The following is a 14,098-nucleotide window of genomic DNA, read 5'->3' as shown; positions in this document are numbered from 1 at the left end:
GGAATTGTGGAAATTTCAAAGGGAGTAGAGATGCTTCAACTCGTTTTTCATGAGTATGTTATTCACCCAATGCTTTTATGGGATCATGAAATGGCTGTGTTAGTGGATACAGGGTTCCCAGGGCAATTGGAAGATTTGCGCGTAGCCATGGAAAAGGTACATGTGCCGTTCGATAAGCTAAAAGCTGTGATCTTGACGCATCAGGATTTTGATCATATCGGCAGTCTTCCCGAGATCTTGCAGGAGCGTAGTCATCAGGTCAAGGTTTACGCGCATGAATTGGATAAGCCGTATATTCAGGGGGAGCTACCGCTTTTGAAAAACGGGGACCTCGAGAATCCCCCGAAAGGCAGAGTGGACCATACCTTGATCGACGGCCAGGAGCTGCCCTTTTGCGGTGGAATTCAATTCATCCATACTCCTGGACATACCCCCGGTCATATCAGCCTTTATGTAAAGCAAAGCAAGACGCTCATTGCCGGGGATTCCATGTACAGTGAAAATGGGATTCTCGGGGGAATTCATGCCCCAACTACACTCGATATGGATACAGCTCGCCTTTCATTAAAAAAGTATACAGACCTCGACATCGCATCCGTCGTTTGTTATCACGGGGGATTAAGTAATGAAAATGTGAACGATCAGATCATGAAACTGATTAACGCATAGCCTATATGCCTACCTACCCACATGGAAGATATCGCAGATAGTATGCTTCTTCGTATGTTACTCGCTAATTGGCGGGTTATTTTTTTATGACTACAGGCTTAGAGAACACCATGATGCTTTACCTTGACCCCGCTTGGCGACCGACACAGTTGGCGAAACAAAACCTACATGTATCCCCCATGTAAAGCTCCCTTGACAGCGGTATTCATGTAAAATACGCTCACAAGCTCGCACAGGTTTTTAGCTGTTCCATTGAGGATTTATTTATTTTTGAAGGGGATGGAAACATATGATTGATACAATTGGGGCTCTGGTAGGATTGATTGGTGGTGCCCTCTTGGGCTGTCTGGGCTTGTACATTGGTAATAAACAGGCGAAGAGACATCGTGGATTGGATGAACGTTTTGTTTTGATCCCGACGAAAGCTAGAGCGAGCTCTTGGATCGTTATGCATCCGGTGAATACCAGATTGATTACCAAATTAACTATACGAACTCCTTGATCGGATCTATGCTGGCTGTTGCGGTTAATGGCGTCGTATCTGAGAATGCGTCAACCCCCATTATGCCTAGTGGTAGCGCTTCTGGCACCGCTCTCTTGAATCTAAATGCCGGAGATGTGATTACATTGCGCAATCACTTCCTAGCTCCATTAAGCCTGGCTTTAGCACCAGTAGAAGGAGCCAGAATGGACATTACCAAGAAAAACTAAACTGCCGTCCATCAACTGCCCTCGGGATAGACCGAGGGTTATTTTTATCATCAAACTGGCAAGTTTGTTTTCTGCGATCTAACTTTAGTACGGTAGTAACAAAAGTTTCAAACTCGCAAGCAAATAAGCCAATTTCTTTAACCTGAGTCCAATTGGAAATGAATCCATTTTAAATCAAACGGCTACACTGACTCCACTTTTCCGACCGATGTCTGCTATTGATCTTTTGATGCTTGGCTGGATATCCCGTTCAGTTCGTTCAGTTCGTTCACTATCTTTCCTCATCACCCGAAGGACCATAGAGACCCGGCACAGGAACATCGAGAAGCCGTAAATAAACCCCGAGCTGAGCCCGATGATGAACCATATGGCTTAATCCAAAAGTGCGCAGCGCTATCGCACGCGGCTGACGGAGGATGATATGGTCGCCATGGCGCAGCGTCCATTCCTCACCGAGCGATTTCTCGTCGCAATCGGCCAGCAGCTTCTCCAGCTTGCTGACATTCGCATCGAACTCCTCCAGCACGTCCGCGAGTCTTTCCAAAGGCTCACGACGCACTTGTACGGTGGAAAGATCGAAGTCAATGGATTGAAATATCGCGACTTGCCAGTTTAGCAGGTTAATCAGGTGCGTGGCGAGTCCGCACAGCGTCATCGATTTCTCGTGCGGCTTCCACGTCATATGTTCGTCCGGCAATCGCTCAAGAACGCGACGTGTAGCGACCAGCTCTTGCAGGGCGTCGCCGATGATCAGTTGTTTGACCATAACATGACCTCCTCCATTTTTGGCTAGCATACTACAAAGTTGACTGCGTGGGAATATTTACCGCTCTTGTAATCGCTTCCCTTCATTGCTCCTGCGTGCTTAGTCAGCAGCAAATGGAAGAATTTGAACCAGCATTCAGGCCTGTTTTCGCATAGAAAAAAGACGCTCATTGAGCGCCTCAAAAATTCTCCCGATAAAAGAGATCTGGATAATCGATTACGATACCATTTATGTCAACCGTAATAGTCTCTTGAAAATTCCCGCTTTGATATCGAAATAAAGATGAATCGTCTCTCTTCTCCAGCAAGGTATAACGCTGATTCACTTGTCGATAGTTCAAATCACCGGCAGAGATGTACACCACTTTCATCTCCTGCGGTTGTAAAGGTTCATAGGACAAGCGTTTGATCGGTAGAGTATTCGTAAAGGGCGTGCATGAAATGTCAATATCGATACAACCAGACAATTCTGGGATTACTTGTCCTTATTCATCTTTCCACATCCCATTACCATCTGATGAGAGACACAGATATTGTTTTTCTCCCAGGTATGAAATTTTGACTTCTCTAGTTGCCCATCCTTTATCCAGCACAATTTCATATTTTATTCTGTCTATACGATTATCGTTATGTACACTGCCAACGACAATACTGTCTATATGAATTTGATACGTATCTTCTCTTATTTTTAGATGCTCAAGACCGATTCCTGTGCTGGGTCTCCAAACGACATCCTTCGTTAGCATGTAAATTCCTCCACTTCACGTCCAAAACTACTTGGAAAATATCCCCTTATTTTATCACACCAATAAAAATCGTCCACGAAAACCACTTTTTTCAAAGCGCTTCCTGCGGACGATTGTTGTTGTAGATTTTTGCCCCGGTAAACATTGATCTGCTTCGAAAAATTACGTAACATTACCTAATTTACTCAAGTCATAGCTGACCCCTGCTCGCACCTGAATACACACATGCAGGACATAGAGGGTACGGTGGTTAGGTCAACCGGTGCGACGGGAGCGGGCCAAAGTTAACCCAGAGAGCACCATGCTGATTAGCCCCATTATGATGGCAATGATTGCACCAGCTCGCCCGTCACCGGTGCCAAAATCACCAGTGAATCTGGTCAGATGCAGCATAGCGTAGGCGATGACGATCAGTCCCGTCACAGCGGCCACGCTGGCCCCACGTCGCCCACTACCGGTGCCAAAACGACCGGTGGAGCGAGCCAAAGACATTCCGGCGAAGATCGCACTGATCAACCCCACGACCGCGTCAATCGTGGCCCAGAGTCGCCCGGGTGTGGTTACTCCATAACCGACATTACCATGGGTCACTTCAGCAGAAGCAATCGTTGGAGCTAGTAGAAAGAGACAAAGGATTACGAATAAAGCTAGCTTCATTTTCATTAGTTAGTTTTCCTCCCTTGTTGTTTTTAGGTTCGTTGTAGTTTCTCTCATCCTGATAGGAAAAACAAAAACGAGCAAACACTTTTTGTTCTTCTACTTGATGCTTTGATGCAAAGGAGGTGCTCTTCTTTTTATCATTTGCCTGGAGGTTCGAAGAGTTCGATAGGATTACCTGCTGGGTCATCTAGTAAAATTTGCTTACCACCAAAACCTGTGACAATATCATTGCGGAAGCGTACACCTGCTTTACGCAGGTTCTCAACTAAGCCGTCCAGGTCTTTTACCTCGATCTGAATCCGATTCCAGCCTCCTGGTTCCGGTTTTCGCCCATCCGGCATGGCTTGAGTGGCTCCACCTTGACCACTTTTTTCATTCACAAGAAGATTCAAATCATCTCTCTGCAAAATGGCAAAACCGGGTACAGGGTGTGTTTTGACCAGGAAGTCAAGATGTTGTGTGTAAAATGCGATTGTAGCAACTACATCATCGACAATGTAACGAACCCTGATAGGGGCCATACTTTCACCTCCTTTATTCGCCATTCTGGCGTAGACCTTCCACCTTTCCTAACAATCGTTCTCTCCTGTTCTTCGCGGCTATTTCTCTGGTTTCGCAGTCAGTTTAAACAATAAATGTCGAGAACTTATGCAAATCTTCCTCTTTTTGTGTGGATTTCTTCAAGAACGTAAGTAATCAAGTATAATTTGGGGTGAGTGGTGACTCGCTCACTGGAAGCAGACTAACTGGAAAGAGGTGATTGGAATGCAACCAAAATTGTTGGTTGTGGAGGACGAAACGAGGATGCTTGAGGAGATGCAAACCTACCTGCTGCATGAAGGGTTTCGGGTATTGACCGCCGGTAACGGCAAAGAAGCGCTCACGATTGCCCGGTCCGAGCGTCCTGATCTCGTCGTGCTTGATTGGATGCTCCCAGAGAAAAGCGGCATCGACGTAGTCCGCGAAATAAGGCAAATCTCGAATTGCGGTATTATAATGGTCACGGCCCGATCGGATGAATCAGATAAAATCGTCGGTCTGGAAATCGGTGCGGACGATTATTTGACGAAGCCGTTTAGCTTGCGCGAGCTCTCTTCGCGTATCCGAGCTTTACTTCGTCGCTTGCGCGGACCAGAAGACAGGTTGATGCTATTGGAAAGAGACAACCTAGTCATTTCCGAGGCCAAATGTCAGGTATTCCAGGACGGTCTGGAGATTCAACTGACACCGACGGAATTCAAAATTTTGTATACATTAGCTGCACGTCCCGGAATGGTTTTCAGCCGTCTGCAATTATTAAAAGCCGCACTCTCGGACGAATATATGGGATACGAGAGAACGATGGATTCCCATATCCGTAATCTTCGCCGCAAACTTGGAGACGATCCGGCCAATCCTCGTTATATTCAAACGGTATACGGTTTCGGTTATCGATTCGGTGAACAATCATGAGGCTGACAGTTCGCCAAAAGATATTTGTTTACATTGGACTGCTCGTTCTTATTATCGGCGGCGCTCATATCGTTACCAAACAAGTTTACATGGAGACTTTGTTCGATCAATTTCGTAAGGACGAAATCAATGCATCTTATTTGAACGTACCGCCTGAGAAACAAATTGATATCTTGAAGACATACGTTTCAGATAAGATGCAGAAATTTGCTCTTGGGAACTGGGTCGTTTTCGTAGCACTCGGCTTATTCTTCAGTTTATGGATTTCAGGGGTACTAACGCGCCCGCTTCGAAAGCTCGTTGCCGCGATCGAACGCGTTGCGCAGGGAGATCTGGACGTAAACGTTCCTGTCCAATCAAAAGATGAATATGGGAAAGTAATCCAGACCTTTAACGACATGACACTTCGCCTCCGTGAAGCTGAGGACGCCCGCAGGCGGTTAGTAGCTGATGTTGCTCATGAGCTTCGAACTCCGCTGTCTATCATGCAGCTAAAGCTGGAAAATGTTCAACAGACCGGTCAAGACGTCCCTCCGGAAATGCTACTCAGACTCCATGACGAAGTGATCCGTCTAAGCCTGCTTGTGGAAGATCTTCATGTCTTGTCATTGGCTGAAGCGGGCCGTCTGTCATTGGACTGCAAACTGCTCGATCTATCAGCAAGACTTGAACGAATCGTGGATGATGTGAAAATGGAGGCTGAGGAGAACGGACTGGAACTACGATTCTACTCGAACACGAGGCCGATCATGGTAATGGCGGATGTGAGACGAATCACACAGGTGTTCATCAATTTGTTGACAAATGCAATCCGCTATACGCCAGAAGGCGGAAAGATTTCCGTTTTAATGGAAGAAAAGGTCCTCGATCGGAATGCAGCCTATACATGTATTTCAGTGATAGACACTGGCATTGGTATTCCATCAGAAGAGCTGGGCTACCTATTTGATCGTTTTTATCGTGTCGAAAAGGCTCGTTCGCGGAATACAGGTGGAACAGGGCTCGGATTATCGATCGCTCATCATTTTGTCAGAGCGCACGGTGGGTTTATCCACGTCGTGAGTGAGTCTGAACAAGGTACGACATTTAACGTTTATTTGCCTTTAGGTAAATGCTAGTAAAAAAATCTTTTCTAAAATATTGAACCGGCGTTAGTTTGTCTCGTTTCTTTTATAGTCGATGTCGATCTTTATTGTAAAAATGGATGAATTACCCAATTCATTTATGTAATCGACTGTTTCTCAGAAAAATGATGTTGAGTGCTCTTATAACGTTTAGCAATCCGTCCCATCATAAAAAAGAGACTCTCCTTTTCGAGAGAGACTCTCTTGCTTAAATCAATTACTGACAACCATTTACCACTTATTGGTAACTAACAATAGTCGGAGTGAATATCTCGTTCCCATCTTTATCTTTCCAGACTATTTTAGTAGAATCCCCCGAGTCACCGTTTGATCCCCATTGAAAGGAAATATACGATTCACCATTATTGTCAGTACGATCGGGTAAAGGTTGGACATTCGAAGTTGATTCAGTATAACTCTGATTATAATAAGTAATAGACTCACTGTTGTTGAATTGCTATTGTTTACTTCAATGTCAAACTTGAACTGGTAATTTTGAAGTGGATTACCGTATTTATCTTTGGCTGTTAATACCATAAAAAAACCAGTACCAGGTCTAGGTGAATTACCAGGAGTTGGATTCACTGAAGATTTGCTTTCCGACAATGCGCCAGTCGCTATATTCTGGGTGACGGTTGAGTCTTCGTACCCGGTGGCTATCACTGTAATTTCCTTACTTCCTGGTGTTTGAAGAGCAACAATATCCGCTGGATCTAAGATTAATTTCCCGGCCTTAGTCGTCCATTCGCCTGCTCCAACTGATACGTCATTCACTTTTACATCCGATATCGCTGTACGCCATGCTGCATTTTCTGTAAATGTAATCTCAATATTATTGTCTACATTTGCTTCTGTTGTATCAAACTAACGTAGTAGACTCGAAAATAAATTACTATACGGAAAATATTGCTAGTATACCATTAGAAATCAAATAGATTGAGGTGGAGTAGATGGGAGATACGAAGAAGTTAGAGCCGATTGAAGCAGCAAAACGGTTTATTAATAAGCACTTCCCCAACTGTCAAGGGGCTGTATTGGCTGGCAGCGTTGTTAGAGGTGAAGCAACGCATACTTCTGACCTTGACATTGTCATTTTTGATGAAAGCATAGCATCAGCTTATAGAGAGTCATTCATAGATTTCGGATGGGCGATTGAGGCTTTTGTTCATAATTTAACTAGCTATCAATACTATTTCCAAATGGATTTTCAAAATGCAAAGCCCTCCTTGCAAAGAATGGTGCTAGAAGGAATTCCATTAAGAGACGAAGGAGTAGTAGATTCAATAAAGAAAGAAGCTAGAGTGATGTTGGAAAATGGTCCTGAAAGATGGACCGAAGAAATGATTAGAACAAGACTTTATTTTATTACGGATGCACTTGATGATTTTGAAGGTTGCAAGAATCGAGCTGAAGAATTATTTATTGCCAATTCATTAGGAGAGCTTATTCACGAATTTGTTTTAAGAACGAATGGATGTTGGATAGGTTCTTCCAAATGGATTATTCGTGCTTTAAAGCAATACGATGTAAAATTTACGGAAGAATTTATAGAAGCCTTTGACGATTTTTATAAAACCGGTGATAAAAGCAAGGTTATACTACTAAGTGAACGGGTATTAGAACCATACGGCGGGCGACTATTTGAAGGGTTTTCTTCAGGGAAAGAAAAACTTTGATTCATAAAACATCCTTAAGTTTACGGAATCGATAGCACCACCAAGTGACACGCCTTTCGAGTTTTGATCAAAGCATGCCCTAGTCTCACTCCAGGTTTCCCCACCATCCGTCGATACCATCAGCTTCACACTTGTGGCATCTTCCGGCTTGCTAAATGTAAGGCCTGGAAAACTAAAATGCCTTTCATACTTTAAACCGGTGATTCCGTTTACGCAATTCTCGTCTTATTCCACTCGGTTTTATAACGAGCCTACACCGTGCGGGCGCCTTTCAGCGCACACGGCATTTTACTTATCTACCGAAGGCTTGTTTAGCCTTCCGACTCCAGCAGGGTCTTATCCTTCACTCATTGGAACATCACATCGGTATTGGCCATATGTTATAGATGTGCTTTTCAATATATCCCAAAGGAGTATGCAGTTCATGAATAGATTTATGTACTATGGGTATCCACATGCCTATGCCTCCTTTCCGGCTCAGCAATATTTTCGGATTGAAGATGTGCAAAGCAAGAATACTCAGGTATTGCCGACAAATGTTATATACACGACAGCTGTGGAACCCAAATTCACCGAGCTTTTGATCCGCTACAAAGGGGTAATGATTGTCATCACGACAACTGTTGGCAAATTGATAGGTACTCTGGATGATGTTTTCATTGATCACGTAACTCTTATCGTTCATGGAAAAAAGCATCACATTCGATTAAGTGAAATCGTTTATTTTGAAAAAGCAGAAGAGGAATACGAGGAATAAGCCATGAACGAGAGCCGGATTGTCCTCACCGGCTCTTTGGTTCAAAATCCTAAACATATCGGTCTATTTTTGTAATTTAAATTTAAAAGTGTAATACACTTCACAAGTGCATGTTTTTCGATCCGATATACATACGACCGGGAGACGCAAAGTTCTGGCGCAATTTCCTTTTGTGTTTTTACTTTGTCCTGATCCAGACTGAACCGGCCGATAATTTTTGACCGCTCTCTCCTATTTTTTACGAAGGCTGGCCAGTTTTTGGGGAAAGATCATAGCAATCTCTTCCTATAGACATTTCCTCAACGAGCCGTAAAATCAGTACATTTCGCTCTTCAATGGAGAGCTTTGATAAGGCGTACAAAATGGCCTCATTGAATTCATTCTCTTCTGGTTGTATTTTGGGATTTATGCTTTCGCACTCCTCTTCATTGCCTAGAAACGGAAGCCACTTCACCAAATTGCGCTGCTTGATCAAATTGAGACAATGAAAATAAGCAATCTTATAAAGCCAAGCTGTAAAAGTACCCTTTCGTTGATATTTTTCGATACTTTGATAGGCTTCAATAGCATTCGCATTTCGTCTTATTCCTCACGCTTTTCCCAACTCCAATAATATTTCATCTCCCTAAAAGCAACATCCCACATTGTTACATTTCCCTCAATGGTTATGGTAAGCTCATTTGCTTTTTCGAGATAAACTAGCAACATATCTGGTTGATGGTGTTGATCTTCTGCAGACGTAGACAGGAGCTCATGTCCGTCGACACACACACTTAATCTCCCATGAAAATCCTTTTGATCGGGAATCCCATAGAACAAGGAGAGATAAAGCTCCTTATTGCCTAACGTATATGTGTACGTTTCGATAGGATTGCCTTCGACACTATACATATTATATTTGGGTTCTACGGTTTGACCGCCAATTTTGAAACTGTATGGTTTTGTACCCGTTGAAGTTTTTCCGGTTCTGTCTATCAGTTCGTTCAACGGCACAAAAGGGCCCATATCTTTAATGAACGCTTTGTCAATGATCCCGAAGCCCCCCCAAACCACGATCATAAGGACAACAATGGAAATGCCCGTAACAGCTATGTTTCTCCGGACATTTTTTGTACGAAAGCCAAGTTTGTACGCCCCGAATCCGACTGCTGCACCTAATGAGTTTTGAATGACGTCGTCTATATCGAAGCTGCCGAGTAAAGTTAGTGCCTGAATCGTTTCAATCACGAGAATGGACAGAATGAACAATGCAATGAATCGAACAAAACTGGTCCGATATAACAATGGAATCAATATGCCAAAAGGGATGAAGGCTGCGATGTTTCCAAAACCCACAAAGTCCATCAGAGTAGGATGTAGAAGATCTGATACACTTGGCAACCTAAAAAAACTGTCCGGTACAAGGATGAAGACATAACTTGTCCTTTGATCTAAGGAATCTACTCTACCGAAAGCCAGAAATATAAAATAAAGAATCACAATTGTATAGAATATGGTTAAGGCAAACATAATCTTACGCTGCTGTGTAGTCATGTCAAGCACCGACAGCTCGCCTTTACCGTATAATCTAGACAGATTCTCCATTTTTAAAATTTTCATTCTCAAACCTCCATAGCCACATTGATGGTTANTGCCCTGCTCAGATCGCTTCCACACGATATACCCTTCGCGCGCCAGCATATCAAGCACCGACATGATCCCTCCACAACTACGTCCCGTTTTTATGATAGTTCACCCACACTTGGTGTCCTGCGCGTGCCTGCCGAATAGTTTGAGCGCGCTGTTCGAGCCTAATATCATCTACCCCACGTTTAGTCTGCACGCTGCATTGCGTCAGTCCCGGCTTGCTGGGCTGCATCCTGTAGAATCGTTCTGGACCGACCAAGCCAACCAAGTGTAATAGCGGTTAGAGCTGATGCTGCAGAAATAAGCGCCAATAATTCTGTGCTCAAATGTTCTCCTCACCTTTTTCCCCCTCGGGGCAATAAAAATAGCCCCGATCAAATCGAGGCGCACTCATGGTCATGGTGTAAAAAGAAAGAGGAGCTGCAAATGCTGCTCCTCCTCGAATCAATTAAAGTAAATTTTTCTTAACTTCATACATCTCCAATGCGCCATTCGCTGCTTTTACAACCACCTTCACAACTGAGGTTCCTGAAGAACCATCAAGGACTGGAGCGTTTTCTGGTGCTTCATTCGAGTCATTGAACTCAGTTTCAGTTGTAATAACTGTGTTGACTGGAACAATCTTGAACGTCGCTCCAGCGTCATTCGTTTGCAAACTGCTCCGCAACAATGTAGTTGTAACAAGAACGGAGTCCGAAACCACGATCGTTAACGGGTCATAGGAATAAATATAAGAGATTGTGCTTCCATTTTTTACTTTAATCGTTGCATCACTGCTTAACGGTACGCTATTCTCGTCTTATTCCCTTCTATAAGGGGGGTTCGGTCGAGCGTACACCGTGCGGGCGACTTTCATCGCACACGGCGTTCCATCAACGAATAAAAAGGTGAAGATTTACAATGGGCATATTCATTCTACCAAACTACAATCAACAAAGAATAAACAAGAAAACTTCTGATAGAGTCCTGTCTGCAGTTCCCCAGAAACAATCACCTATGTAAAAAATCGAGTAAGATTGCTGACCTTTTCATTGGGAAATATCCCCCCGCTTCATCACACCAATAAAAATCGTCCACAAAAACCACTTTTTCCAAAGTGCTTCCTGCGGACGATGATTGTCTTGGCTTTCGCTTGCCTGCCGTCTTATCTGTTCTGTGCCTGCTTTGTCCGGTAAAACTCGTTAAACAACTTCATAAGTGCACGCTTTTCGATCCGAGATACATACGACCGGGAGATGCCAAGCTCTCGCGCAATTTCCCTTTGCGTTTTTTCTTTGTCCTGGTCCAGACCAAACCGGCCGATAATGACCTCTTTTTCCCGATCGTCGAGAATATGGATGTGCTGATAAATTTTGTTGGACTCCAGTTTCAGCTGCACGGCGTCCACAACTTCATCCGTTTCCGTTCCCAAGACGTCGATTAAGGTGATTTCATTCCCTTCCTTATCCGTACCGATGGGATCGTGCAAGGAAACGTCCTTCTTGGTTTTTTTCAGACTGCGAAGATGCATGAGGATTTCATTCTAAATGTCAAAGCTCTTGCACCAATATAACTTAAAATGTGTAGATTTCCAGGCCGTCTTCAAAAACTTTTACTTCCCTTACAACATGTCGTATGAGCTCTTTTTTATCCTCAAAAGATAGCTCATCCTGCATCTTTGCCAAATAAAACTCTGCTGCTTCCTGAACCAGGTTGTGGCTAGATTCATGATCGTTCTGCGACCCTATTTGCTCCAAAAGCTCGCCTAAGCGCTGATGCAGCACATCTTCCTTTTCCTTCCACCGTTTAAGCTCGATGCGAATTTCTTCTTCACCGATGTCATCCTCACTAGATGCAAACAACGTAAGCAATTTCTTGCGACCGTTTCTCGTTTTTTCCAAGTCTTTTTGCACTCGTTCCAGCTCCACTTGTTCAACAGGAGCCTCTACCCTAACTTCAACAGCCACAGCTAACTCATCTGGATTATGCAACCAGGAACGAACGGCCTCCCATACGAACTGATCCAAGTTGTCGCATCTCATATAACGACCGCATCCTCTAGTCTTTGCACCGGCAGTATTCTTCACATCCGTGTACTCAAAAATACTTCGCCCCCAATTTTTGCCCTTTCTCCCTGGCATCGTATTTCCGCAGCTGCCGCACCGGACTAACCCACTCAGCAGATATTCATTTACACTCTGCCCGGCCCACCTTCTCCTCGATTCTTTCAGGAGACGTTGTGCGTGCTCGAATTTTGCTTCCTCGATAATGGACGGACATGGTAATGCGATCCACTCTTCTTTCGGACGTATTTTCATCCGAATCTTTTCATCTGGTTGGCGATATTGGTTGCCCAGCATTCCTTCTGTGTTCCATTTATTTTGGTAGAAGCGACCTACATATGCCTCGTTCATGAGCATTTGCCTGACAACCTGACGATGCCATACACGAGCCCCGCGCTTCGTAGGAACGCCTTTGTTCGTCAAAAAAACAGCGATGCCATTCATGCCTTGAACCAAATCGTTCGGCTGGGTAAATAGATCAAAGATCAGGCGAACTACCGCTGCTTCGGATTCGTTTATTACAATTTGTTCTTTTACAGAATCGTAGCCATATCCATATATTCGAAAGTCGCGAAGAACACGACCTTGTCTTGCCTTCTCTCTTCGCCCCCGACTCATGCGCTCATTAATTTTCGCCTTTTCAAATTCAGCGATAGCTCCACGCATGCTGTAAAACAATTGTCCTTCTGGTGTTTTCGCATACTCTCCATTTACAAAAACCAGATCTATCCCTTTTTTATCGAATTCATCAGTGATAAGTAGTTGATTCATTAGCTTACGCGACAATCGGTCTGGATCAAGGCAAACAATTTTCGTGATGACCCCATCCTTTACATCTCGCCTCAGCCTGGTAAGAGATGGCCGATCCAGGAACTCTCCAGAGGCGTCGTCGACATACTCAGCTACTTTGCTAGTCCCGGCTTTTTTTCGGCACTCCCTGATCTGATCGTCGAGACTGAATCCGCTCTTCGCTTGTTCTTCCGTGCTCACCCTGGCATAGATTCCGACCATTTGGCTTCTCCCTCCTGTATTTTCTTACTAAGTACTGGTAGCAGGCAGAACGAATACTGTCAGTAGAATCGCCAGGTATAATTCTTATATGCACCGTTCATCCCCTCCTGTGGAGAGAATATTCAAATACGGCTTGTCAAAAGTAGAAAAACTTCACTAATGCAGTCGAAGAATTAATACTGGGGTGCGAAGCTGAGCAGTTCTCTTGGCAGCGCGCAGGCGTTCATTGTGGAGCTGGCACTTGGAGATCGATCGTTTAGAGAGACATTGAAACGATTCATGATCGCAAGTGGAAGCAATTTGTTTATACTTCAGACTATCTCGATAGATCTTAATGGGAAAACCCGACTCCATTTTTCAACAGTGCTACTTGCTGTCCAAGGGATGAAATCAGCAAGTCTTTTTGTATGTTCTTGATCTTTTCTGACGCCAATTCTTGCCCCAAAGCTCCAAGCGACATTTTTTCCTGTTCCAACGCTGTTCTTGCTTCCTGGGCCTATCTGCAAGACCTTGGGTTTGAAGTCTGTATGTTCATCGAATGCACCCCCTACTCCTTTGAAGGAGATCGGAAATAATGCTGAGCCTTTTTCTATACGAAACCGGAAGTTTACACCCCACTTAGCAGCTGATTTCGAAGTGTTGGTGAACAGATATGCCCGCCCCATTTTAACGATAAGCGTTGCATCCTCCCAAGTAGGAACAGCATCATATGCATTGTTGCAGGCTTCAACGAGCAAGTTCACCCCTGGTGGAAGGTTCCACATCGGAGTTAGCAAAAGGCGCTTTGCTGCAACGTCAGTCGTGAAAAACTTTTTCGTTGTCTCAGGCACTTTGGCAAAATCCATTTTGAAAATGACCT

Annotated in this window: 14 protein-coding genes and 4 pseudogenes; 6 read left to right on the top strand and 12 right to left on the bottom strand. The window is 44.1% G+C overall.

Annotation, left to right across the window (positions count from 1 at the left end):
• Nucleotides 1-6 precede the first annotated feature (6 nt).
• Nucleotides 7-669 carry an MBL fold metallo-hydrolase gene (locus ADS79_RS08710; RefSeq protein ID WP_049738004.1) on the top strand — a complete coding sequence of 221 codons (663 nt, stop codon included), beginning with the start codon at nt 7-9 and terminating at the stop codon, nt 667-669.
• 438 nt (nt 670-1,107) lie between these two features.
• Nucleotides 1,108-1,380 (top strand): BclA C-terminal domain-containing protein, encoded by a 273-nt coding sequence (locus ADS79_RS34885; RefSeq protein ID WP_141261139.1) that lies wholly within the window; start codon nt 1,108-1,110, stop codon nt 1,378-1,380.
• A 271-nt stretch (nt 1,381-1,651) separates the two neighbouring features.
• Here ADS79_RS34885 and ADS79_RS08700 read toward each other — a convergent pair whose 3' ends face one another.
• From ADS79_RS08700 to ADS79_RS08685, 4 genes and pseudogenes are all read right to left on the bottom strand, one after another.
• The gene (locus tag ADS79_RS08700; protein ID WP_049738002.1) at nt 1,652-2,146 is read right to left on the bottom strand and encodes a DinB family protein; all 495 of its coding nucleotides are present in this window, start codon (nt 2,144-2,146) and stop codon (nt 1,652-1,654) included.
• A 178-nt stretch (nt 2,147-2,324) separates the two neighbouring features.
• Nucleotides 2,325-2,891, bottom strand: a pseudogene (locus ADS79_RS08695) (putative glycolipid-binding domain-containing protein).
• A 255-nt stretch (nt 2,892-3,146) separates the two neighbouring features.
• Nucleotides 3,147-3,548, bottom strand: coding sequence for a DUF6223 family protein (locus ADS79_RS36395; protein ID WP_255323690.1), 402 nt, complete (start codon nt 3,546-3,548; stop codon nt 3,147-3,149).
• Between the two features lie 140 nt (nt 3,549-3,688).
• A complete protein-coding gene (locus ADS79_RS08685) occupies nt 3,689-4,072 on the bottom strand; it encodes a VOC family protein (RefSeq protein ID WP_049738000.1) in 384 nt (127 codons plus the stop codon).
• A 244-nt stretch (nt 4,073-4,316) separates the two neighbouring features.
• Here ADS79_RS08685 and ADS79_RS08680 point away from each other — a divergent pair, with 244 nt between their 5' ends.
• Nucleotides 4,317-5,003: a response regulator transcription factor gene (locus tag ADS79_RS08680; protein ID WP_049737999.1), complete on the top strand. Its 687-nt coding sequence runs from the start codon at nt 4,317-4,319 to the stop codon at nt 5,001-5,003.
• On the top strand, nt 5,000-6,121 hold the full coding sequence (locus ADS79_RS08675; protein ID WP_049737998.1) for a sensor histidine kinase: 1,122 nt from the start codon (nt 5,000-5,002) through the stop codon (nt 6,119-6,121). The genes ADS79_RS08680 and ADS79_RS08675 overlap by 4 nt, the downstream gene beginning before the upstream one ends.
• Nucleotides 6,122-6,424: 303 nt before the next feature.
• On the opposite strand, the pseudogene ADS79_RS08670 reads toward ADS79_RS08675, so the two are convergent.
• Nucleotides 6,425-6,976, bottom strand: a pseudogene (locus ADS79_RS08670) (DUF1533 domain-containing protein); the annotation flags it as partial.
• A gap of 101 nt (nt 6,977-7,077) precedes the next feature.
• Between ADS79_RS08670 and ADS79_RS08665 the strand changes: the two are divergent.
• The gene (locus ADS79_RS08665; protein WP_049737996.1) at nt 7,078-7,803 is read left to right on the top strand and encodes a nucleotidyltransferase domain-containing protein; all 726 of its coding nucleotides are present in this window, start codon (nt 7,078-7,080) and stop codon (nt 7,801-7,803) included.
• 424 nt (nt 7,804-8,227) lie between these two features.
• The gene (locus tag ADS79_RS08660; protein WP_049737995.1) at nt 8,228-8,560 is read left to right on the top strand and encodes a DUF2642 domain-containing protein; all 333 of its coding nucleotides are present in this window, start codon (nt 8,228-8,230) and stop codon (nt 8,558-8,560) included.
• Between the two features lie 41 nt (nt 8,561-8,601).
• Here the strand turns inward: ADS79_RS08660 and ADS79_RS34880 are convergent.
• The 7 genes and pseudogenes from ADS79_RS34880 to ADS79_RS35215 all read right to left on the bottom strand — a co-directional run.
• Nucleotides 8,602-8,781 (bottom strand): annotated as a pseudogene (locus tag ADS79_RS34880) (hypothetical protein); the annotation flags it as partial.
• A 361-nt stretch (nt 8,782-9,142) separates the two neighbouring features.
• Nucleotides 9,143-10,093 carry a VanZ family protein gene (locus tag ADS79_RS08655; protein WP_049738181.1) on the bottom strand — a complete coding sequence of 317 codons (951 nt, stop codon included), beginning with the start codon at nt 10,091-10,093 and terminating at the stop codon, nt 9,143-9,145.
• A gap of 278 nt (nt 10,094-10,371) precedes the next feature.
• Nucleotides 10,372-10,512, bottom strand: coding sequence for a hypothetical protein (locus tag ADS79_RS35220; RefSeq protein WP_161807266.1), 141 nt, complete (start codon nt 10,510-10,512; stop codon nt 10,372-10,374).
• A 122-nt stretch (nt 10,513-10,634) separates the two neighbouring features.
• Nucleotides 10,635-10,841, bottom strand: coding sequence for a hypothetical protein (locus tag ADS79_RS36015; protein WP_049737994.1), 207 nt, complete (start codon nt 10,839-10,841; stop codon nt 10,635-10,637).
• A gap of 489 nt (nt 10,842-11,330) precedes the next feature.
• A pseudogene (locus ADS79_RS08645) lies at nt 11,331-11,708 on the bottom strand (sigma-70 family RNA polymerase sigma factor); the annotation flags it as partial.
• A gap of 31 nt (nt 11,709-11,739) precedes the next feature.
• Nucleotides 11,740-13,239 carry a recombinase family protein gene (locus ADS79_RS08640; protein WP_049737993.1) on the bottom strand — a complete coding sequence of 500 codons (1,500 nt, stop codon included), beginning with the start codon at nt 13,237-13,239 and terminating at the stop codon, nt 11,740-11,742.
• 311 nt (nt 13,240-13,550) lie between these two features.
• The gene (locus ADS79_RS35215) at nt 13,551-14,084 is read right to left on the bottom strand and encodes a hypothetical protein (RefSeq protein ID WP_049737992.1); all 534 of its coding nucleotides are present in this window, start codon (nt 14,082-14,084) and stop codon (nt 13,551-13,553) included.
• Between the last annotated feature and the right edge of the window lie 14 nt (nt 14,085-14,098).

The sequence above is a fragment of the Brevibacillus reuszeri genome, assembly GCF_001187725.1.
GTDB classification, from domain to species: Bacteria; Bacillota; Bacilli; order Brevibacillales; family Brevibacillaceae; genus Brevibacillus; species Brevibacillus reuszeri.
This window is presented reverse-complemented; position numbering and strand designations above follow the sequence as displayed.

Bases quoted from the DNA above. Each gene is read 5' to 3' on its own strand.
- ADS79_RS08700 (WP_049738002.1), bottom strand. From the start codon at position 2,146: ATGGTCAAACAACTGATCATCGGCGACGCCCTGCAAGAGCTGGTCGCT.
- ADS79_RS08685 (WP_049738000.1), bottom strand. From the start codon at position 4,072: ATGGCCCCTATCAGGGTTCGTTACATTGTCGATGATGTAGTTGCTACA.
- ADS79_RS08640 (WP_049737993.1), bottom strand. From the start codon at position 13,239: ATGGTCGGAATCTATGCCAGGGTGAGCACGGAAGAACAAGCGAAGAGC.
- ADS79_RS08680 (WP_049737999.1), top strand. From the start codon at position 4,317: ATGCAACCAAAATTGTTGGTTGTGGAGGACGAAACGAGGATGCTTGAG.
- ADS79_RS35215 (WP_049737992.1), bottom strand. From the start codon at position 14,084: ATGGATTTTGCCAAAGTGCCTGAGACAACGAAAAAGTTTTTCACGACT.
- ADS79_RS08655 (WP_049738181.1), bottom strand. From the start codon at position 10,093: ATGACTACACAGCAGCGTAAGATTATGTTTGCCTTAACCATATTCTAT.
- ADS79_RS08675 (WP_049737998.1), top strand. From the start codon at position 5,000: ATGAGGCTGACAGTTCGCCAAAAGATATTTGTTTACATTGGACTGCTC.
- ADS79_RS08665 (WP_049737996.1), top strand. From the start codon at position 7,078: ATGGGAGATACGAAGAAGTTAGAGCCGATTGAAGCAGCAAAACGGTTT.
- ADS79_RS08660 (WP_049737995.1), top strand. From the start codon at position 8,228: ATGAATAGATTTATGTACTATGGGTATCCACATGCCTATGCCTCCTTT.
- ADS79_RS36395 (WP_255323690.1), bottom strand. From the start codon at position 3,548: ATGAAGCTAGCTTTATTCGTAATCCTTTGTCTCTTTCTACTAGCTCCA.